At 39.6% G+C, this 21686-nt stretch carries 20 protein-coding genes; 2 read left to right on the top strand and 18 right to left on the bottom strand.

The features are described from left to right. The first annotated feature begins 169 nt into the window (after positions 1-169). The gene (locus ABKJ27_RS03490) at positions 170-1183 is read left to right on the top strand and encodes a lactonase family protein (protein WP_410012050.1); all 1014 of its coding nucleotides are present in this window, start codon (positions 170-172) and stop codon (positions 1181-1183) included. Positions 1184-1227: 44 nt separating this feature from the next. Here the strand turns inward: ABKJ27_RS03490 and ABKJ27_RS03485 are convergent, their stop codons facing one another. From ABKJ27_RS03485 to guaA, 11 genes are all read right to left on the bottom strand, one after another. After that, positions 1228-1647, bottom strand: a complete 420-nt coding sequence (locus tag ABKJ27_RS03485; protein ID WP_004256585.1) for a F0F1 ATP synthase subunit epsilon — start codon at positions 1645-1647, stop codon at positions 1228-1230. Between the two features lie 10 nt (positions 1648-1657). After that, positions 1658-3064, bottom strand: a complete 1407-nt coding sequence (gene atpD / locus ABKJ27_RS03480; RefSeq protein ID WP_000094357.1) for a F0F1 ATP synthase subunit beta — start codon at positions 3062-3064, stop codon at positions 1658-1660. A gap of 85 nt (positions 3065-3149) precedes the next feature. Further along, positions 3150-4028: a F0F1 ATP synthase subunit gamma gene (locus tag ABKJ27_RS03475; protein WP_000301224.1), complete on the bottom strand. Its 879-nt coding sequence runs from the start codon at positions 4026-4028 to the stop codon at positions 3150-3152. Positions 4029-4043: 15 nt separating this feature from the next. Then, a complete protein-coding gene (gene atpA / locus ABKJ27_RS03470) occupies positions 4044-5549 on the bottom strand; it encodes a F0F1 ATP synthase subunit alpha (RefSeq protein ID WP_237446785.1) in 1506 nt (501 codons plus the stop codon). A 14-nt stretch (positions 5550-5563) separates the two neighbouring features. Beyond that, complete coding sequence (locus ABKJ27_RS03465; RefSeq protein WP_237446784.1) at positions 5564-6100, bottom strand: F0F1 ATP synthase subunit delta; 537 nt, start codon at positions 6098-6100, stop codon at positions 5564-5566. Then, a complete protein-coding gene (atpF, locus tag ABKJ27_RS03460) occupies positions 6100-6594 on the bottom strand; it encodes a F0F1 ATP synthase subunit B (RefSeq protein WP_001103468.1) in 495 nt (164 codons plus the stop codon). Before atpF ends, ABKJ27_RS03465 begins: the two co-directional genes overlap by 1 nt. Before the next feature lie 13 nt (positions 6595-6607). Next, positions 6608-7318, bottom strand: coding sequence for a F0F1 ATP synthase subunit A (gene atpB / locus ABKJ27_RS03455; RefSeq protein ID WP_000392870.1), 711 nt, complete (start codon positions 7316-7318; stop codon positions 6608-6610). 33 nt (positions 7319-7351) lie between these two features. Then, positions 7352-7552, bottom strand: coding sequence for a F0F1 ATP synthase subunit C (locus ABKJ27_RS03450; RefSeq protein ID WP_237446783.1), 201 nt, complete (start codon positions 7550-7552; stop codon positions 7352-7354). A 318-nt stretch (positions 7553-7870) separates the two neighbouring features. Beyond that, on the bottom strand, positions 7871-9157 hold the full coding sequence (locus ABKJ27_RS03445) for a peptidase U32 family protein (protein ID WP_000169065.1): 1287 nt from the start codon (positions 9155-9157) through the stop codon (positions 7871-7873). 187 nt (positions 9158-9344) lie between these two features. Beyond that, positions 9345-12059, bottom strand: a complete 2715-nt coding sequence (locus ABKJ27_RS03440) for a G5 domain-containing protein (RefSeq protein ID WP_410012049.1) — start codon at positions 12057-12059, stop codon at positions 9345-9347. 530 nt (positions 12060-12589) lie between these two features. Further along, on the bottom strand, positions 12590-14152 hold the full coding sequence (gene guaA, locus ABKJ27_RS03435) for a glutamine-hydrolyzing GMP synthase (protein ID WP_410012048.1): 1563 nt from the start codon (positions 14150-14152) through the stop codon (positions 12590-12592). Positions 14153-14293: 141 nt separating this feature from the next. Here guaA and ABKJ27_RS03430 point away from each other — a divergent pair, with 141 nt between their 5' ends. Next, on the top strand, positions 14294-14992 hold the full coding sequence (locus ABKJ27_RS03430; RefSeq protein WP_410012047.1) for a GntR family transcriptional regulator: 699 nt from the start codon (positions 14294-14296) through the stop codon (positions 14990-14992). A gap of 41 nt (positions 14993-15033) precedes the next feature. Here ABKJ27_RS03430 and ABKJ27_RS03425 read toward each other — a convergent pair whose 3' ends face one another. The 7 genes from ABKJ27_RS03425 to ABKJ27_RS03395 all read right to left on the bottom strand — a co-directional run bounded on the left by ABKJ27_RS03425 (position 15034) and on the right by ABKJ27_RS03395 (position 21550). Then, positions 15034-15930: a DMT family transporter gene (locus ABKJ27_RS03425; RefSeq protein WP_410012046.1), complete on the bottom strand. Its 897-nt coding sequence runs from the start codon at positions 15928-15930 to the stop codon at positions 15034-15036. 8 nt (positions 15931-15938) lie between these two features. Further along, on the bottom strand, positions 15939-16874 hold the full coding sequence (locus tag ABKJ27_RS03420; RefSeq protein WP_410012045.1) for a serine hydrolase domain-containing protein: 936 nt from the start codon (positions 16872-16874) through the stop codon (positions 15939-15941). Then, positions 16871-17596 (bottom strand): CppA N-terminal domain-containing protein, encoded by a 726-nt coding sequence (locus ABKJ27_RS03415; protein ID WP_410012044.1) that lies wholly within the window; start codon positions 17594-17596, stop codon positions 16871-16873. The genes ABKJ27_RS03420 and ABKJ27_RS03415 overlap by 4 nt, the downstream gene beginning before the upstream one ends. A 125-nt stretch (positions 17597-17721) precedes the next feature. Continuing rightward, positions 17722-18627, bottom strand: coding sequence for an aquaglyceroporin Gla (gene gla, locus ABKJ27_RS03410; RefSeq protein ID WP_049543626.1), 906 nt, complete (start codon positions 18625-18627; stop codon positions 17722-17724). A gap of 158 nt (positions 18628-18785) precedes the next feature. Beyond that, on the bottom strand, positions 18786-19952 hold the full coding sequence (locus tag ABKJ27_RS03405; RefSeq protein WP_410012043.1) for an ATP-grasp domain-containing protein: 1167 nt from the start codon (positions 19950-19952) through the stop codon (positions 18786-18788). 12 nt (positions 19953-19964) lie between these two features. After that, positions 19965-20705 carry an esterase family protein gene (locus tag ABKJ27_RS03400; RefSeq protein ID WP_410012042.1) on the bottom strand — a complete coding sequence of 247 codons (741 nt, stop codon included), beginning with the start codon at positions 20703-20705 and terminating at the stop codon, positions 19965-19967. A gap of 20 nt (positions 20706-20725) precedes the next feature. Further along, on the bottom strand, positions 20726-21550 hold the full coding sequence (locus tag ABKJ27_RS03395) for an alpha/beta hydrolase (RefSeq protein ID WP_261121510.1): 825 nt from the start codon (positions 21548-21550) through the stop codon (positions 20726-20728). Positions 21551-21686: the final 136 nt, after the last annotated feature.

Raw genomic sequence — 21686 nt, 5'->3', positions numbered from 1 at the left:
ACAAACTCCTTTGCAATTTGTATAAGATTATTATAGCACTTTTCAAAAGGAAATCAATACAAAATCAAGTTTGATTTAATATTTTATTATATTTATATCTATGTTATAGAATTCCTCCAACTACATTTTTTGTGATATAATAGTCTTATCTTTATAAAGAGGTATAGTCATGAAAGAAACTGTTTATTTTGGAACTTATACACGTCGTACTTCCCAAGGGATTTACAAGGCAGACTTTGATACAGAAACTGGTCAGCTTTCAAATCTAGAACTTTTTGCTACTGAGCCAAGTCCAACCTACCTTGCCTTTGACCAGCATCAACATTTATACACTGTTGGTAGTCAAGACGATAAGGGTGGAATTGCAGCCTATCAAACTAATGGTACCTTATTAAATCATGTCGTTGAAGAAGGAGCTCCCCACTGTTATGTTGCCGTGGATGAAAAGCGTGATTTGGTATATGCTGCCAACTACCATAAAGGACAGGTACTTGTTTATAAACGCCAGGAAGATGGTCGTCTTCTACTTAGTGATGTGGATCAACACAGCGGCCAAGGTCCACATGAAAATCAAGCTTCTCCACATGTTCACTATTCAGATTTAACACCTGACCACTATCTAGTGACCTGCGACTTGGGTACTGACCAAGTAATTACTTATGATCTTGATTCAGAAGAAAAATTATCTAAGCTCTATACCTATCATAGCCAGCCAGGAGCAGGCTCACGCCATATTATTTTCCATAACCATTATAAAATCGCTTATCTCATTTGTGAACTCAATAGCACTATCGAGGTTCTAATCTACGATGGTGTTGGCGAATTTGAACGCATGCAAGTCATTTCAACTCTACCAGACGGTTATGAAGGCTTTAATGGTACTGCTGCTATTCGTCTCTCTAAAGATGGTAAATACCTCTACGCCTCTAACCGGGGTCATGATTCTATCGCAGTATATACAATTCTTGCGGACGGTAGCTTAGAGTTGTTAGAAATCGTTCCGACACATGGTCAGACTCCACGTGATTTTGATTTGACACCAGACCAAGAATTTGTCATTGCTGTCCATCAAGACTCTGACAATGCAACCGTCTTTAAACGCAACTCTGAAACTGGACGTCTAGCAGAACTTTCTAATGACTTCCATGTCCCAGAAGCAGTCTGCATCAGTTTTGCCCCTTAAGAAAACATAAAAAATGAACTTGGTAACTCAAGTTCATTTTTTTCTTATAGTCTATTTCCGACATTAATACGGTTAATGGCACGTTGCAGTGCAATCTTCGCACGACGTTCTTGGTCAATCAAGTGTTTGTCTTGTGCTTCTTCAATTTCACGCTCTGCTCGAAGTTTGGCACGTTCTGCACGACTAACGTCGATATCACGAGCACGTTCTGCAGAGTCAGCAACAATTGTGACAACGCCATTGGCAACTTCGATAACGCCTCCGTTCACTGCAATCCAGTTCACGTGATTTTCATCATCTACACGTTTAACCTTAACCTCATCAACTGCTAAAACTGCAATCATATTTTCATGTCGTGGCAAGATTCCCATCTCACCATCCAGAGTTCGAACTGATACAAAGCTGGCATGGTGATCATAGACGAGACCATCTGGTGTCACGATCTGGACAGTTAACTGAGCCATAGATCACCTCTTAAAATCCCATTTTTTCAGCTTTTGCAATCACATCTTCGATAGAACCTACACCACGGAAGGCATCTTCTGGCAAGTGGTCGTGTTTACCATCAAGGATTTCCTTAAAGCCACGAACAGTTTCAGCAACTGGAACATAAGAACCTGGTTGACCAGTAAATTGTTCAGCAACGTTGAAGTTTTGTGACAAGAAGAACTGGATACGACGAGCACGAGCAACCAAGGTCTTTTCTTCATCAGAAAGCTCATCCATACCAAGGATAGCAATAATATCTTGCAATTCATGGTAACGTTGAAGAACACGTTTTACTTCAGCAGCAACTGCATAGTGCTCTTCTCCAACAATTTCAGGTGCCAAGGCACGTGAGCTTGAAGCAAGTGGGTCAACGGCTGGGTAGATACCCAATTGTACCAACTTACGTTCCAAGTTAGTTGTTGAGTCCAAGTGAGCGAAGGCTGTTGCTGGCGCTGGGTCAGTATAGTCATCCGCTGGCACATAGATAGCCTGGATAGAGGTTACAGAACCCTTTTTAGTTGATGTAATACGCTCTTGCAATTGACCCATTTCCGTAGCAAGTGTTGGTTGGTAACCAACGGCTGATGGCATACGACCCAAAAGGGCAGATACTTCTGAACCAGCCTGAGTGAAACGGAAGATATTATCGATAAAGAGAAGCACGTCTTGGCCTTCTACATCACGGAAGTATTCAGCAATTGTCAAACCAGTAAGGGCAACACGCATACGTGCTCCTGGTGGCTCATTCATCTGACCAAATACCATGGCTGTTTTCTCGATAACGCCTGATTCTTTCATTTCCCAGTAAAGGTCATTACCCTCACGAGTACGTTCCCCAACACCGGTAAATACTGAAATACCACCGTGTTCTTGGGCAATGTTGTGAATCAATTCTTGAATCAAGACAGTTTTACCAACTCCGGCACCACCGAAAAGTCCAACCTTACCACCTTTAAGGTAAGGGGCAAGAAGGTCGATAACCTTAATCCCTGTTTCAAGGATTTCAGAAGAGGTAGACAACTCATCAAAAGTTGGAGCTTTTTTATGAATTGGCTGACGCTCTGCATCTTCTGTAAAAGGAGCTTCCAAGTCAATGGTATCTCCCAAAACATTGAAGACACGTCCCAAAGTTTCTTTACCTACTGGTACAGAGATTGGACGACCTGTGTCCAATACTTCCATTCCACGAGTCAAACCATCTGTTGATTCCATGGCGATAGTACGGACCATACCATCTCCCAACTCCAAGGCTACTTCAAGGACGATTTTTGTTTTTCTTTCGTCATTTTTGTAGACGACAAGTGCATTGTTAATCTCAGGAAGTTTTTCCCCTGCTGCAAACAAGACGTCTACAACGGGACCGATAACCTGAGCAATTTTACCTGAACTCATCTCCTTCTCCTATTCTATATAAGATACTGTCGGTCCCTAGCTTAACTAGGTCCTAAGTTCATTTTCATACGAGCTGGACTAGTGCCTATTCTAAGGCACTAGCTCCTGCTACGATTTCTGTAATTTCTTGTGTAATCGCCGCCTGTCTGGCACGGTTATACTGAATTGTCAAATCATTGATGACTTTCTTAGCATTATCTGTCGCTGTTTGCATAGCTGTCATACCTGCAGCATTTTCAGCTGTCTTAGCATCGATAATAGCACCGTAAATCATACTTTCTGCAAATTGAGGCAACAACTGCTCCAAAATTTCTTCTCGGCTAGTTTCCAATTCAAAGGTCAAGCTGTAACTATCATCTGCTTCATTTGGATCCAAGTCAACAATTGGAAGCATTTGTTCCACACGCATTTGACTGGTTAGCGTATTGACATGGTGGTTATAGCAGACATAGAGTTCATCAAAAAGTTCATTTTGGTACATTTCAACAGTTTTTGAAATAATCTTACGAACTTCATCAAAGCTTGGTTGATCTGCCAAGCCACGTAGTTCATAAAGTGGTTGAATACCACGAGCCTTAAAGAAATCAGCTCCCATTCCACCAATACAGATCATTTCAAAACCTTTACCGTCTGGATGGTATTCTTCTTTCAGCTCCATAACGGCTTTCAGAATAGAGGAATTATAACCTCCAACCAAACCGCGGTCTGAAGTAATGACGATATAGCCTGTCTTCTTAACTGGACGGCTAATCAACATCGGATTAGTTGAACTACCAGCTCCATTCCCATGAAGAATATCCGTCAACAGTTTACGAACTTTCTGAGCATAAACTTGGAAGTTGCGAGCAGCTTCTTCAGAACGACCTAGCTTAGCAGCTGATACCATCTGCATGGCATTAGTGATTTGACTCGTATTTTTTGTTGAGGCGATTTTTGTTTTAATATCATTTAGAGATACTGCCATCTGACACCTCTATTCTTATTGGAAGCTGGTTTGATTGAGAAACTCTGTAATCGCAGCATCCAAGACTGCTTCTTCTGGCAAGTCTTTTGTATCACGAATGGTTTCCAAAATCTCTGGATGTTGAGCATCAAAGAAGGCATGGAACTCTTCCTCGAAACGAACAATTTCATCTACAGGAACAGTATCCAAGAAACCATGTGTCAAAGCATAGAGAATGGTTACTTGTTTCTCAACAGGTAATGGTTTGTGAACAGGTTGTTTCAAAACTTCAACTGTACGACGCCCACGGTTCAACTTAGCCTGTGTTGCTGCGTCCAAGTCAGAACCAAACTTAGTGAAGGCTTCCAACTCACGGTATGAAGCAAGGTCGATACGAAGTGTACCAGCAACCTTTTTCATGGCTTTAATTTGTGCAGAACCACCTACACGTGATACAGATGAACCCGCGTCAATGGCTGGACGAATACCCGCATTGAAGAGACCATCGCCAAGGAAGATTTGTCCATCAGTGATTGAAATCACGTTGGTTGCGATATAGGCAGAGATATCTCCTGCTTGTGTCTCGATAAACGGTAGGGCTGTAATAGAGCCACCACCAAGTTCATCAGAAACTTTAGCTGAGCGCTCAAGCAAACGGCTGTGAAGGTAGAAAACATCCCCTGGGAATGCTTCACGACCTGGAGGACGACGAAGCAAGAGAGACAGTTCACGATAAGCTACCGCTTGTTTTGAAAGATCATCATAAACGATCAAAACATGCTTACCTTGGTACATAAATTCTTCTGCCATGGCAACCCCAGCATAAGGAGCTAGGAAAAGCAATGGAGATGGTTGTGAAGCAGAGGCTGTCACAACGATTGTGTAATCCAAGGCACCGTACTGACGTAGTGTTTCTACTTGCGTACGAACTGTTGATTCTTTTTGTCCAATCGCTACGTAGATACAGATCATATCTTGACCTTTTTGGTTCAAGATTGTATCAATCGCAATGGTTGTTTTCCCTGTCTGACGGTCACCGATAATCAACTCACGTTGACCACGACCAATCGGTACAAGGGCGTCAATAGCTTTCAAACCAGTTTGCAATGGTTCTGATACAGACTTACGTTGCATAACACCAGGAGCTGGTGCTTCTACTGGACGAGTTTTATCAGTGTAGATTTCTCCAAGACCGTCAACTGGACGACCAAGCGGATCCACAACACGACCAATCAGACTTTCACCTACTGGGACTTCCATGATTTTCCCTGTACGGCGGATTGTATCGCCTTCACGGATATCTGTAAAGTCACCTAGGATGATAATACCAACGTCTGTTGACTCCAAGTTTTGAGCCATCCCATAAGAGCCGTTTTCAAAAATCAACAACTCTCCACTCATGGCATTTTCAAGGCCGTGAGCACGCGCGATACCGTCCCCGATATAGGTTACAACACCTGTTTCAGTCACATCAAAATTGGGTTTGAAATTTTCAATTTGTTGCTTAATTAAAGCGCTGATTTCTTGTGCGTTAATTGCCAAAAGAACACCACTTTCTATTTCAAATTTTCTTTAACAACTTTAAGTTGTTGTTTAATACTCACATCAATTGTCTTGTGATTGGCAAAAATGACAAAACCACCAATAAGACTTTCATCGATTTGTTCTTTTACACTCCTTACTTTAAGAGACATTTTTTTCTCAATCAAAGGGAGCAAGCGACTCTTCTGTTCATCAGTTAAAGGATGAGCTGACCTAATCGTCACTTCAAATCGATTTGTTTCTTTTTCAAGTCGGTTCAAGCAATCTACAAGAATATCATAAAAAAGATTTGCTCTGTGATTGTAGATAAGAACCTGGATAAAGTTTTGCAATAAAGGTGACACTGAATCTTGGAAGAAAGTAATTGTTTTTTCCTTGTCAGACTCGTCTACTGCCACTTTTTTTAAAAAAGAAGGTAAGCCTGTTTCTTCAGCAACTTGCTTGATTTGAGCTAAGTCTGAAAAGATACGGTCTTCTTCTCCTTTTTCTAAAACCAATTGGACAAAAGGCATGCTGTATTTTTCAATTACCTTTACTGTTTTCTTGTCCATTAAGCTTCTCCTAACTGATCGATATACTGATCAATGAGTTCTTTATGGGCATGACCGTCAAGGTTTTGTGAGATGATTTTACCAGCCAAGCTGATTGTCAAATCTGCTACCTCACCCTTAACGCTTTGTAAAGCTTCAGCTTTATTTTGAGCAATTTCTTGGTTCGCTTTTTCTTTCAAGCGTCCTGCTTCTAGCTTAGCATCTGCTAAAATACTAGCTTTGCTTTTCTCAGCTGTTTCTTTCGCATTCTCAATGATTGTCTTAGCTTCTTTGCGGCTACCAGCCAATTCATCTTCGCGTTTCTGAGCCAATACTTCTGCTTTTTGACGTGCTTGTTCAGCTCCGTCAATATCTGCTGCAATTTTTTCTGCTCTTTGTTCGAAAATGCTAGTCAAATTTGACCAAGCGTATTTCTTAACCAAGACTAGCAAGAGAATAAAGGAACCAGCGATTAGTATAAAATCACCAAGCAATTCACCTACTGTTACATTCATAAACTACTCCTTTCTATTCTTCATCATTAATTTTATTTCCTAAGTACATCGAAGACAACAATGTAAATACATATGCTTGTACACAAGAAATAAAAACAGAAAATGCAGTCCAGATTAGATTTGTTCCAAAAGCAATAGGATACCAATAGAAGGCCTGATGAGAAAGTAGGACTAACATACTTGCCATCACTTCCCCTGCAAAGATATTACCAAAGACCCGCAATGCAAGTGAAAGGAGATTGGTAACTTCTTCCAAGAGATTCATTGGTGTCATAAAACCTGGTGTTACAAATGCTTTTAAATACTTTTTGATTCCACGACGACGAATTCCTTCTACGTGAGTCATTAAGATAATTGTAAAAGACAAGACCAAGTCAAATGACAAATTTGCTGTTGGTGAGGTCCAAAGATTTACACCATCTGTAGTCTGAATTCTAGCCATTAAGCCAATATTATTTGCAATGGCCATAAATAGGAATAAACAGAAATAAAAGAGAGAATAATCCTTTATCATTGGACCAAGGTTTGATTTTGTAAATCCAACAACAAAATCAAATAAATACTCTAATACATTTTGTTTTCCTGTGGGTCTCAAAGTCATATTTCGAGTTGCCCAATAAATAAAGCCAAAAATAAGTGCTACAGTCAACAAAGTCAAAACTACTATGGTTAAATTAAAGGTAACAGGACCAATATTGATGGTTGGATTAATACTTTCTTCCATCTAAAATCCTCCCTTTTTCAATTTATACTTCTTTTATTTGATGATAAATGAAAAGACAAGAGTAACGAAGAAAGTACCTTCAATAAAGGCAACCCCTAGGATCATCAAACTACGTAGTTCTGAGATGATATCTGGTTGGCGAGCAACTGATTTCAACAAACCGTTCATCAACATACCTTCACCAAGAGATACACCCATACAGGCAAGACATAGACCGAAATATGTTAAATTCATGACGAATTCTCCTTTTAATTAAAATTTATTTACTTACTTAGTTTAGTCCTAAAAATTGGATTTGTCAACTTTTTACTAACATTGAAAGCGTTTAATGAAAATTATTTACAATTTTACTATTTTTAAGTCTATTATATAGAAAATTTTGGAAAAAACTTGTAATAAATCCGTCTATTATCTAGGTCTTTCTGAAAAATAATGAAAAAATCCGAGATGAAATCTCGGATGGAAATTAATATATTTTTTTAACCTAATGTTCTTTTAGTAAATAGGATTAAAGGGAAAGCAACTAGAAAGCTTTCGTCCCCTACATGTTTATTAAGCACGAACTGTGACGCTGGTTCCATCTTCCTTATAAAGATTGATGAGACCTTCTTTGAGAGCTCGAACCATATCTCCAGCTTGAACAGGTTGTGGAACCTTGATAGTCAATAGTTCCATTGGATTTGGAGCGCGATCGATCTTATTTCCTTTAGCATCATGCAAATCTTCGATATAAGTCTCAAAATGACGGAAACCTGGGCCATAAAACTCAACTTGGTCCCCTTCGTTAATGACGTTCCGTTGGCGAATGGTTGCTGTTTGTGTCGCATCATCGTAAGAAACCACTTCAGCGACAAACTTATACTCAGGAATTTTACGACGAGCACCAAACAACTGCTCATTTTCAGATGGTGTACCATAGTAGAAACCTGTTGCTAATTCACGTTGGGCAACCTTCCACATTTCATCAATCAAGTCCTGCTTGATAGCTTCAAACTTCTCTGGACTTTCTAGATAAGCATCAACAGCTGCCTTGTAGCAGTTTGTTACTGTTGATACGTAGTGAATAGACTTCATACGTCCTTCAATCTTGAGACTGTCCACACCGTTTTCAATCATATCTGGGATATGGTCAATCATGGACATATCAACGGCTGACATTGAAAATTCTTCAGGAATTTCACCTTTAAGACTCTTACGTTCCTTCCCAAATGGCATATCGTAAAGGTCGTACTTCCAACGACAAGACTGAGAGCAACCACCACGGTTAGCATCACGCATACTCATGTGGTTTGAAAGAGTACAACGACCAGAGTAAGAAATACACATGGCTCCATGAACAAAGGCTTCAATCTCAACATCTGTACGTTTGCGAATTTCTGCCAATTCTTCCATTGAAACCTCACGCGCCAAAACGACACGAGTTAAACCTAGTTCTTTCCAGAACTCAAGTGTTTCATAGTTAGTGGCACTTGCTTGGGTAGAGAGGTGGATTTCAAGACCTGGTGCTTCTGTAGCCGCAATCATAATCAAGGCTGGATCAGACACGATAACTGCCGCGATTCCGATATCACGTAGTTTACGGAACCACTCACCGGCACCAGCCTCATTTCCTTCGTGCATAACCATATTGGCAGCCACATAAACCTTAGCACCATACTTGGCCGCAAACTGGACACCTTCTTCCATCTGTTCGAAAGTAAAGTTTCCGGCACGGCTACGAAGGCCATAGGCCTGACCACCGATAAAGACAGCATCTGCTCCATATTGAACAGCTACCTTTAGCTTCTCTAAAGTCCCTGCAGGTGATAAAACCTCTGGACGTTTTAATGTTTTTGTCATGTTTTCTCCTATTTGCAATATAAAAGTTTGACGTTTTTCCTTCTCATTTTATAGTAAATAAGCCATAAAATCAAGCCTAGACAGATTGTTTTGACAATTCTAATCTTTTAGATTATTAAAGCAAAAAGATTGTCAAAGAGAAAAAGCCCACAGATGTGAGCCCTTTTCTAATATAGGTTAGAAAAAACTATTTCTCCACTTCTTTTTTCTTGTGTGCAAGAAATCCAAATCCACTCAAAACTCCTAGAAGTCCTAAGACTACAAGATTAGCATGATCTTCTGTACCTGTATTAGGCAATTCCTCTCTCTTACTTGCTACAGAAGTCGGAATTTGTGAAGTTTCTTTTGTCGATTGTTCAGTTGGTGTCTTTGATTTTGGTACTTCTACCTTTGGCGTTTCAACCTTTGGTGTTTCAACTTTTGGCCTTTCAACCTTTGGTGTTTCAACTTTTGGCCTTTCAACCTTTGGCGTTTCAACTTTTGGCCTTTCAACCTTTGGCGTTTCAACTTTTGGCCTTTCAACCTTTGGCCTTTCAACTTTTGGCCTTTCAACCTTTGGTGTTTCAACTTTTGGCCTTTCAACTTTTGGCCTTTCAACCTTTGGTGTTTCAACTTTTGGCCTTTCAACCTTTGGTTTCGTACCGACTGTGATAACTTCTTCTACTGCTTCTTCAGTAATCGTGGTTGGTTCATTCGGTGTTATTGCTCCTGTATTAGGATCCAAGGTATAAGTTGTCGTAGTAGTTGTCTTACCAGATTTACCAGGTCTTGTTACTTCACGATAATCTTTATCTTTTGTATTATCTTCTACATAACGTATTGTATATGGAGTAGTTGTTTCTACAACTGTTGGTTTCGTACCTACTGTGATAACTTCTTCTACTGCTTCTTCAGTAATCATGGTTGGTTCATTCGGTGTTACTGCTCCTGTATTAGGATCCAAGGTATAAGTTGTCGTAGTAGTTGTCTTACCAGATTTACCAGGTTTTGTTACTTCACGATAATCTTTATCTTTTGTATTATCTTCTACATAACGTGTTGTATATGGAGTAGTTGTTTCTACAACTTTAGGTTTAGTACCTACTTTAACTACTTTTGGTACCATAGGAGTTTCTTTTTCAGTCGGCTTACCGTCAGTTACAATACCATCAAGTTCATTCACAATTTTAGGTGTTGTAGTTACAATTTTACCTTCGCTACCGTTCGATTCAACAATTTCCGTACCATAGTCGATTGTTTTGTCTTCTACATAAGTTGTTGTAATTGGAATTTTTGTTTCTGTTTCTACAGGTGGTAAGTTATTCTCATACTTCTGTTTATACACATAGGTAATGACAGTTTCACCTTTCACAATCTCTGTAATATCTTGTTTGTCTTGTTCTTTAAAGGTATAACGCTTGTTCTCAAAGTCCAAATCGGTCGGATGAGTTAAAGATACCTCAGAACCTACTTCTTTAAGTTCAGATTTAACACTAGGTGCAATTTCAACACCTTGTTCGTTTACAAACTTCTGAGTCACTAAACCTTTGTTTTGAACTTCTGTATAAGTAACAGTATGGAAAGTGCGAGACACACCGTTGATTGCTTTTTCTGTATCTGTCAATTCAACTCTTTGGAGATTTGATGCATAAACAATGCGAGGTGTAAACTGATTACGTTTATTAGGAACTACTTTACTAGCAATGTACTCTTTTTGAGAAATTGTATTTTCTCCAAGTAAAGATGTTTCTTGTCTATAAGTGTAATCAGCACCAGCTGAACGTACTTCAAACTCGGATAATTTAGATTTTGGAATATCAGAAGACGTTATAACCCCTTTACCCTTAAAACCTTGGACATCTAAGAATTTTGCATATAAATCTTTAATTGGAATAATATTTCCTTGCTTATCCTTATAAGTATAAGTTCGAGTATAACCAATGAAATCAGTATGATTTTCAGCACGTCGAGTTAAGTTTTTAATAATTACATGAGTCTCAACAGGTTTACTGCTAAATGTAGCGTAAAGTTTGGTTTCTTCAGGTAGCGTATACTCAAATTTAGCAGTTGTCTCAATACTACCGATACCGTAAATACTAGATAAAACACTATCTGAACGAGGTGTGATGGTGTAACTATACACAGTGTTTGGAGTTAGTTCCACTATACGAGCAGGATACCCGATATTCACACGATTTGTTGCATATTTATCTGTAATTCCAATTCGAGCAGGTACCTTAATAAATGTTTCTGTAACTTCCTCAGTAGTTGGTTTCGATACTGCATTATACAAACCTTGAGAATCAGTTAACTCCAATTCATTCGCTTTCAAATACCGAATTTCACCGCTACTTGATGTAATCGGGCTAACTGACGCTTCTTTCGAGACATCTTCATCGATATCTCGACTATTTACCTGAGAAACTAATCTAGCTTTTACTTTAATATAATTAGCATTGATAAGAGTATTTTTAAACTCATCAATCTTCGTTCTATCCGCTTTCACTTGCTCTTGTTCAGCTTTTGCAGACTCTAAATCACGAATTTGAGCATCTACTTTCTCTTCGGCAGTTGTGCGTAAATGTGTAACCTCAGAAGAACTATTTGCAACACCTACATTTTCAGTGGGTGTTTCTGTAACCTTAACCCCTAAAGCTTTTACTTCTTCAACTTTAGCTTTTAACTCGGTTTCTTTTACCGTATGTGTTGTACTCGTTTCATACTCACTTTGAACCACAGTTTCGCTAGGAGGAGTCTGTGCTGCATTAGGAGGTGTACTTGAATTTGGTTGTTCGTCAGCGCTTACAATCCCATTTAAAAATAAACTCCCTAAAGCAGTCGTTAGGATAATGCCACTTAACAAACCTAACTTAGTTTTACGGAGATAGCCATGACCTTTTTCTTGTTTTACTGCTTTATGCAATAGAAACACCAACTTTCATTTATTTGTATTGTTAATATTATTACATAATTAACTAAAAAAGTAAAGGTATCAAGTCAAGAATTAAATACAATAAATTTATAAAAACTTCCTAACTACTGTACTAGAATTTTCTAAAATTCAAAAAACAATATCAGAACGGATTGATACTGATACGAAACAAAAAAACAAAATGACTCTTTATACATCTATGGTAGGATTCAAGACAGATTATTTATTTCTTAATCGATATATAAAAGGAATCCTGATTAAACTGTCTTTAAAACTTAAGAAATCAAGGATATGATAAAAGGAATGGATATCAGTATATCTATTTTTACCATCTCAAAAGTAGATCCAGAGAATATAACTGTTCTCTTATGATGAGACTTTGGAGGCAACCATTCTGTCTTGTTTTATGAAAGAATAGCTTAACCTTTTACTTAAAATATTCAGCTAAAAAAAGAGAGAACGATTTTGTTCTCTCGAAATCCTTATTTTTCATTTACTATAAGAGTAAAGTATTTATAGCTTTACTCCCACTCAACTGTTGCAGGTGGTTTACTTGTAATATCATAGACGATGCGGTTAACGTGGTCCACTTCGTTTACGATACGTACAGAAATCTTTTGAAGGACATCCCAAGGAATCTTTGCAAAGTCAGCTGTCATACCATCGATAGAGGTGATAGCACGGATTGCAATCGTGTAGTCATATGTACGACCGTCACCCATAACACCGACTGAACGAACGCCTGTGTTCACTGTGAAGTATTGCCAGATATCGCGGTCAAGACCTGCTTTAGCAATTTCCTCACGAAGGATAGCGTCTGATTCACGAACGGTTTCTAGTTTCTCTTCAGTGATTTCACCCATGACACGGATAGCAAGTCCTGGTCCTGGAAATGGTTGGCGCCATACGATATGGTCTGGCATACCAAGCTCTGTACCAAGGGCACGAACTTCATCTTTATAGAGAGTGTTGAGTGGTTCAATCAATTCAAACTGCATGTCTTCTGGAAGACCACCCACGTTGTGGTGTGACTTGATAGTTTGAGCTGTATCCGTACCAGACTCGATAACGTCTGTGTATAAGGTACCTTGAGCAAGGAATTTCACATCTTTGAGCTTACTTGCTTCGTCATCAAAGACATACACAAATTCGTTACCGATGATTTTACGTTTTTGCTCAGGGTCAGAAACGCCAGCAAGTTTATCAAGGAAACGTTTAGCAGCGTCTGCTTTGACGATATTCAAACCAAACTTACCACCAAGCATTTCCATAACTTGATCCGCTTCTCCTTTACGAAGAAGACCGTGGTCTACGAAGATACAGATCAATTGATCGCCAACCGCTTTTTGGAGAAGAACCCCAACGACAGATGAGTCAACCCCACCTGAAAGGCCAAGAAGGACACGTTTATCACCAACAGTTTCACGAATTTTTTGAATCTGCATATCAATGAAGTTATCCATTGACCAATCGCCTTTAGCCTTACAAATGTTAAGAGCAAAGTTACGAAGGATATCATTTCCGTATACAGAATGACGAACTTCTGGGTGGAATTGGATACCGTAAATGTGTTTATCTGGGTTTTCGATGGCTGCGTATGGGCAATCAGCTGATGTACCTGTACGAACAAAGTCGGCAGGAATCTCAGTAACTGCATCACCATGGCTCATCAAAACAGTCTGCTCATCAGGTGTTGATTCAAAAAGAGCTGATGGTGTGTGAGTTAGGGTTGATTGACCATATTCACGATTTCCAGCGTCACCTGCAGGAACAACTTTTCCTCCAAGTTTATGGGTCAATAACTGCATACCGTAACAAATTCCCAAAATAGGAATTCCGAGTTCGAAGATTTCTGGGTCAATATCGAATGAACCATCTTCGTATACAGAGTTTGGACCACCTGATAGGATAATTCCTACAGGATTGATTTCACGAACTTCAGCAGCTGAAATTTTATGGCTCTTTAGTTCTGAAAAAACACCAATCTCACGGATACGGCGTGAAATCAGCTGGTTGTATTGGCTACCATAGTCCAATACGATGATTTTTTCTACATCTTTCAAATCAGTTGAAATGTTGCTCATCTTTTTCCTTTCTCAAAAGAAATATCTTTTTTCAATATTCTATCACAAATAAGGGCGAATTACCAACTAAACAAGGCGAAGTTTGACTTTTTCTAGTTTATTGGGGTACAATAGAGAAAAGATAGAAATGAAGTGAAAAATATGCTACCAGCTTATATGAAAATCCATGATCAGATAAAAAAGGATATTGACGAGCACCGTTGGGCTATTGGGGAGAGACTCCCTAGTGAACGAGATTTAGCAGAGCAGTTTGAGGTCAGCCGGATGACCCTCCGACAGGCTGTATCTCTATTAGTCGAAGAAGGTGTCTTAGAGCGTCGAGTAGGAAGTGGCACCTTTGTTTCCAGTACTCGGGTACAAGAAAAGATGCGAGGGACAACCAGTTTTACTGAAATTGTCAAATCTCAAGGCAAAATTCCCTCTAGCCAGCTCATTTCCTACAGAAAAACCATTCCTAATGAGCAGGAAGTTGCCAAGCTAGGAATTTCTCCTACCGAAAATATTATCCGAATGGAACGTGTGCGCTATGCCGACCAAGTCCCTCTAGTTTATGAAGTTGCTTCTATTCCTGAAAAATTCATTAAGGACTTTAAAAAAGAAGAAATCACCAGTCATTTCTTCCAAACCCTACAAAAACATGGCTATCGTATCGGCAAATCACAGCAGACTATCTATGCTCGTCTCGCTAAGGAAAAAATTGCCCACTATTTGCAAGTTGAAAAAGGACATGCTATTCTTGGGCTGACTCAGGTTTCTTACCTAGAAGATGGGACAGCTTTTGAATACGTAAAAAGTCAATACGTAGGCGAACGTTTTGAATTTTATCTTGAAAATAATTAGATTACTAGGCAAAAACTCTCTGTTACGGACAAAGAGTTTTTTTATTTTTCTAAGAGTAAATCTTTCAAAGAAATCAGAGTTACAGCAAACAATATCATTGCCATGCCAAGAAAATCAATGGGATAAAATTGTTCATTCATGATCAGGAAGGCAAAGAAAACTGCCGAGATTGGCTCAATCGAAGCCAACAAACTTGACTTGACCGGTCCTATCAGACTGGCTCCTTTTAGAAAGGCTGTATAGGCAAAGACAGTCCCGATAAGGATAATGCCCGCAAAAGCAAGGAGAAAATCAAGACTAGTCGGTATATTGGCCTGTAGAACCCCTGTAAAAGGAAGGGCGACTAAACCTGCTATGACCATTCCCACACCAATGACCAAACTGCTCCCCCACTTCTTAATCAAGGCTATGGGCAAAATGATATAAAGTGCGTAAGTCAGAGCAGAAAAGAGACCCCAGAACAGACCTGCAGGTGTCATGGATAACTGGTCCAACTGCCCATGAGTGGCGATCAGGAAGGTCCCTCCTATGGCTAATATGATAGAAACAATCTCTCCCAGTGTCGGTGCTACCTTATCCTTGATACAGCTATAAATCAAAATTCCGACAGGACAAACATACTGAAGCACCGTCGCGGTTCCTGCATTGGTCTCCTGAATAGCAGTTAGATAGGCAAATTGATTGAGGAAGAGGCCAATTAGAGCAAAAATGAGAAGAGACAGCAAACTTTTTCTATCCTTTAAAAAGGTCAGCATTTTATCCTTTGCAGTAGCATAAGCCAAGAGCATGAGAATTCCACCAGCGATTAAAAGTCGTAAGTTAGTCAAGACTAAAGCCGAAATTCCGTGTACCATCAGGTATTGGCCACTCGTTCCAGACAAGCCCCAAGCAATACCAGCCACAACTGTTAATAGAGTCCCTTTTAAACTATTTGACATGTCTCTCCTTACTCTTCTTTACGAATCAAGTCCATCACTTGATTGCGGTCTAAAATCCATTGAGCACGCTCATCCTTTTCATAGGTACGATTCGATAGGAAAATAGCCGCTTCTTGCTTCTGACGATTCCACATGATAAAGGTACCTGTATAGCCCGTATGGTCTAGCCAATCTCTTTCCAAATTCCATGCCAAAGAACGTTCCTTGTCATCCAAAGGAGAAAAATTTTGACTCAAATTCCTTGCAAGATCATCTGCTAAATAGTGTTCTAAAAAGATTTGTAAATCCTTTACAGTCGAAAACAAACCAGCACTACCTGCATGTCTGCCCAGGAGGCGAGCCTTGGGATCATGTACCATGCCGGCCTCTACACCTCTAACTGTTGGAACAGCAAGCTCAACAGGTCCAAATTGAGTTTCCGTCATTTCCCAAGGTTTCCAGACTTGTTCTTGTAAAATCACATCCAGGTCTTGATTAAAGATTCTTTCCAAAATAAAACCCAACAGCAAAAAATGGACATCTGAATAAAGAAAGGCTGGCTGACTTCGTCTGTTGAGATGAAACATCGCTTCTTTTAATTCTGAGGCGGTTAAAAGATCACGATTGGGAATAAACGGATCAAGATTTGTAGCATGGGTTAAGAGCTGGCGAATAGTGATGTCTGGATAATCGCTCTCAGGTAAAAAATCGGTTACTGGTCTGTCAATATCTAATTGACCTTTTTCCCACAAGAAGGTAAAAACAGTGCCAACTCCAACAACCTTGCTGACACTGGCTAGGTCGTAAACTAATCCTGCCTCAGTCTGCAAGCCATGCTCTGGGTCACTCAAGCCTAAATAGACCTCCGTCCATTGATTGTCCTTAAAATACGCAAAAGAGGCTCCGGGATAAATCCCTGCCTCGATTTGTTCTTCTATTTTTTTAATAATCTTGGTCCACTTCATACTTCTTCAAACCACAATTCAACATTATTTCGATCTTTACCAAGGAAGAATTTTTTAGACTTAGGAATAAAATATTCGGTAGACTCAAATCTCTTACGAAGACTTGCTATGTCTAATTCATTGACCAAGAACTTAAGCATAGATAAGTCCCAAGTAACCGTATTGTCCACAGTCAAATCCTGCCCCTGAGCTGGGATAAAATCAAGTGATGCCCCCATTTCAGATGATTCCAAAAAACTTTCGATATCAGTTGGAAGGTGTAATTCCATAGAAATCTCAAACTTACTCAAAGAAATTGATTCCAAATCTGTTTGAAATTCAGGCTTTTCTTCTACTTCTACTAGACTGGCTCTATCATCTTCTGCATGAATCAAAATTAAATCATCTTCTGGTGAGAAAACTTCAAATGCGTAGCCATTATTCCCCTTATATAATTGGCGAATCGAATTTGTTTTAGATAAGAGTCCTTCAATTTCCAAAGGATTTTCCACCTTGACAATCAGTTTAGCCAGCTTTTTTCTTCCCTCTACCTTACGAGTACGCATACTTGGAGCTTCTTCTAAAACCAGCTTTTCAAGACCTGTTTGGTCACCTAGTGACAGAAAGGCCGACTCTTCTAACAAGGCCTTCATACCAAGGGTTTCAATATAAAATGTTTCATTTAATTTTCTATTATTAACTTTTAAAGTAGGAATAATCCGTACAATTTGATTTACATTCATAAATTCCTCCAACTCTTTTATTTTAAAGGATTTTAGAATTTTTTACAAGATATTATGCTCAAATTTACCGATTTTTCGTAAAAATTTCATATAAAAAAACCGAGGATTTCCTCGGTTTCAATTTCTTATAGGTAAAGGAATTTAAAGATAGCTACTGCCGCAATTGCTGCTGCGATAGGTGCTACTACTGGTACCCAAGAATACCACCATTTTGAATCGCCTTTGTGCTCACCAAGAACTGATTTTGGAAGGAAAGCATGAAGGAGACGTGGTCCCAAGTCACGGGCTGGATTCAAGGCAGGTCCTGTAGGTCCACCAAGTGATGTTACCAAGGCCATAACAAGGAATCCAAGTGCCAAATGAGCAATTCCAAGACCAGATGTCATAAATGGTGCTACTTGTTCTTTAGCTTGGTCAAGTGCTGCTGTTACTTGTTCTTGAGGAATTGTTTGACCTTGAGTAGTTGCTTGTGCAACTTGAGCATTGATAGCAGCTTGTGCTTTTGATACTAGTTCAGCACCAAAGAAGTTTTTAGTCATACCAAGGGCTGCAAAGAAAAGAACAAATGATCCAACAAACTCATTTACAAAACCATTAACAGTTGCTGCAAAATGTGATTCTTTTGTACCATTATCCAAACTTGAAATTGTTGAGAAAGTACCCAAAATGTTGTTTGGATTTTCAGTTTTCAAGTAATATGGGCGGTGTGTTGCCACAACCAAGGCTTGACCAAAGATAGCACCCAAAACTTGTGCAATGATATAAGGCGCAACTTGTGCCCAAGGGAAAAGACCGCTGATTGCAAGTCCAAGAGTGAAGGCTGGGTTGATGTGGTTTCCAGATACGTTACCAAACATTAATGCTGGGATCATAACCCCCATACCATAACCAACAGCGATAACGATCCAGCCACTTTGGTGACCTTTCGTACCTTTAAGTTCAACGTTGGCAACTGCACCATTTCCAAGAATGATCAAAATAGCAGTTCCCAAAAATTCAGTGGCATATTTAATTGCCCATGTGAAATCCATTTGATAGATTCTCCTTAAAATTTTTTAGACAATCTTTATTCTATCAATTTTTATATCTTTTAGCAATATGTTTTCTAAAAGAATATATGAGAAAGCGGTTTTATTTCTTATAAAAAACAAAAGGATTAAGGGAGTAATTTTCCTTAATCCGAAAGTTCTTATTCTTGACGTTGTCCGAAATCAGCAATCATTTGCTCCATTTCTTGTCGACTCGGAGTTGTCAGCATATAAAGGTAATCTCCTTGAAGTTCCGCAAAGGCCGCTGGCATGATTTTTTTAACCTTGAACTGCTGGCTGTATTTAGCAAGCAAGTCCTCCTCAGAATAGACATAGTGAGCATTTGCACGACGTGATGTAGCCAAACAATACTGAGCTTCAAAGTCTGACACTGGAAACTCTTCTCCTGCGACAATAGCTGCATAGCCACGATAGAGATCCAAGGAATGAGCAAAATTATAAACATCAATGGTGAAACCACCAGCAGGACGATTATTGTACTCAATAGCGATGTAATCATCTCCCTCGCGGAAGAACTCGATATGGAAGAAACGTTCTTTCATACCAAATTCCTTGACAATCGCTTCCCCATACTTGCGAAGTTTGGGATCCATATCCTTGAGTACATAGTAAGAATTGTCCATCTTATAAATCATGAGATCAAGCGGTGTATAGGCGTAGTCAAAGGTTGTTGAAAAGACAATCTTGCCATCCTTGTCCACAAGACCATCAAAAGTACAAATTTCGCTAGAAGTGACAAATTTTTCAAAGAAATAAACGGTTGAATGGTCCCACTCAGCCTTGAAGTGATTGATATCGTCTGCTGTCTCAAGCTTAAAGGTTGCGGCTGCTCCGACTCCATTATCAGGTTTGGCAATCATTGGAAGGCCGATTTCTTTTACTGCTTGATCAACATCTGCTTCCGTCTTGATAACAGCTCCAGGTACCACAGGGACACCTGCTTTTTTGAAAAGTTTCTTCATTTCAGACTTAAATTTAGTCTTTTTGAGATCCTCTGGTTTGGCACCAAAGACATTGAATTGTTCTCTGAGTGTTGCGTCTAGCTCTAGCCAATATTCATTGTGGGACTCGATGCGGTCAATTGGGCCATGTTTATAAAAGAGAAAAGCAACTGCACGTTTGACTTCATCTACATTTTCAAGATTGTCAACACGGAAGTACTCGGTCAGGCTATTGCGCAAAGGTTCATCCAATTGCTCATAAGGCTCTTGACCAATTCCCAAGACGGTAATGCCTTTATTGGCTAGTTCAATGGTAAACTGTTGAAAGTTTTGAGGATAGTAGGGAGAAATAACAAGGTAATTCATAGGTAACTCCTTTTATAAATAGAGATTTCCAAGGAAATAAGGCATTTGTTTGCGCCACCATTCCCAGTCGTGGGCGACATCGTGTCCCCATTCAGCAAACCAGGCTGGAATTTGTTTCTGGTCAAAGGCTTCTTTGAGCTTGTAAAAGGATGGTAAACCGTCTTGTTCCCAGGCTCCAAGACCCGTACACAGCACAATCTCCGCTTGACGGTAACGATCGATAAACCAGCCGTCGTTCTGGTTCCAGATATAATCTACTGGCGAGTTTTGGTAAATGGCATCGTCATTGTAGTAATCGCCGACAAAGAAACGTGCGTCGTAAACACCACTAAGAGCAATCACCTTGTTAAAGACATCTGGATGTTGGAGAAAAAAGTTGACTGCATGGTAGGCGCCCATGGAACAACCCGTCGTCATCATGCCATCAAACCAACCTGTCTTATGCTTGATAAAAGGAATGGCTTCCTCAATCACATAGCGTTCATAGGCACGGTGCATCTCTGCTTGGTCGTGACCATTTTTCCAAGTAGCCAACCAGCTCTCACTATCTACACTGGATAGGGTAAAGAACTGGACACGGCCTTCCTCGATAAAAGAAGCACAGGCATCAATCATGCCAAAATCATAGTATTCGTTGTGACTACCACCTGATGAAGCAAAGACCACAACTGGAATCCCAGCATGTCCATAACGATTAAGGTACATTTCACGGTTAAGATTGCCACTCCAGTGGCTAAGGTTTTCAATATGCATTGGCTTGCTCCTTTACTAACTTACCATTTCTCTGCAAAAAATCTCAGACAGTCTGGTAAATTCTCCGACCAAGGGATTTCACTATGGATGGCACCAGACTGAACTTTCAAGACAAGATTATCTAAGTGCACCCCACCTGCTATCAAATCATGGTAATACCGAAGAGACGAATCGATATAGGCTTGTTTGATATTACCAGCCATCAGGGTCTTGTCCGTATCATCTGCTTCTTCAGTTCCAACATAGATAAAGATACGCTGGTCAGGCGATAGTTTCTGGCGCTCGATGTAGCGATTAAATGCTTCTTGGTGGAGCCAGTTTGCAGATGAAAAGACGCCTAGGCAACCAATTTGGTCTTGGTATTCCAAACCGATAAACTGGGTAATATTGCCTCCTAGTGAAGACCCAATCATAGCTGTATGCTGGCGGTCAGCTTTGGTACGGTAGGTCTCATCGATAAAAGGTTTGACCACATCCATGACAAACTCGGCATACTCCACACCCTTACCACCAAACTGCTGCCCCGGAATAGGAGATTCTTGGAACTTCCAAGCCGCATACTCATTCATCCGCCCCATACCATCATTGTCAATAGCAACGACAATCATGCGACTGATATCCGGATTACGCTTAATAGCTGGGATAATCTTCCATGAATGGCCAATGAAAGACTCCTTGCTATAAAAAACATTTTGCCCATCATGAAAGTAAACAACAGGATAGGAACGATCCGTGTCTTTCTCATAATCTTTAGGCAGAAGAACACGTACACGGCGTTCCTTACCTGTATAAGGAACCTTGAGTTTGTGTTCTTTCATTTTTAAATAAAAGTAGGATTGATTCATTGTCAGAAAACTCTCTATATTCAAAATTTTATTTTATTATATCACAATTATAGAAAAAAAGTTAGTTTTGCTTCCACTTTTGGAATTAAAAACTAACTTTTTCATTTATTTTTCTAAATTCTTTTGGATTTTCTGA

The organism is Streptococcus sp. KHUD_011 (assembly GCF_046352925.1).
In the GTDB taxonomy this organism is placed as follows: Bacteria; Bacillota; Bacilli; order Lactobacillales; family Streptococcaceae; genus Streptococcus.
Note: the sequence above shows the minus strand (reverse complement) of the source record. Positions and strands in the feature narration are given on the sequence as shown.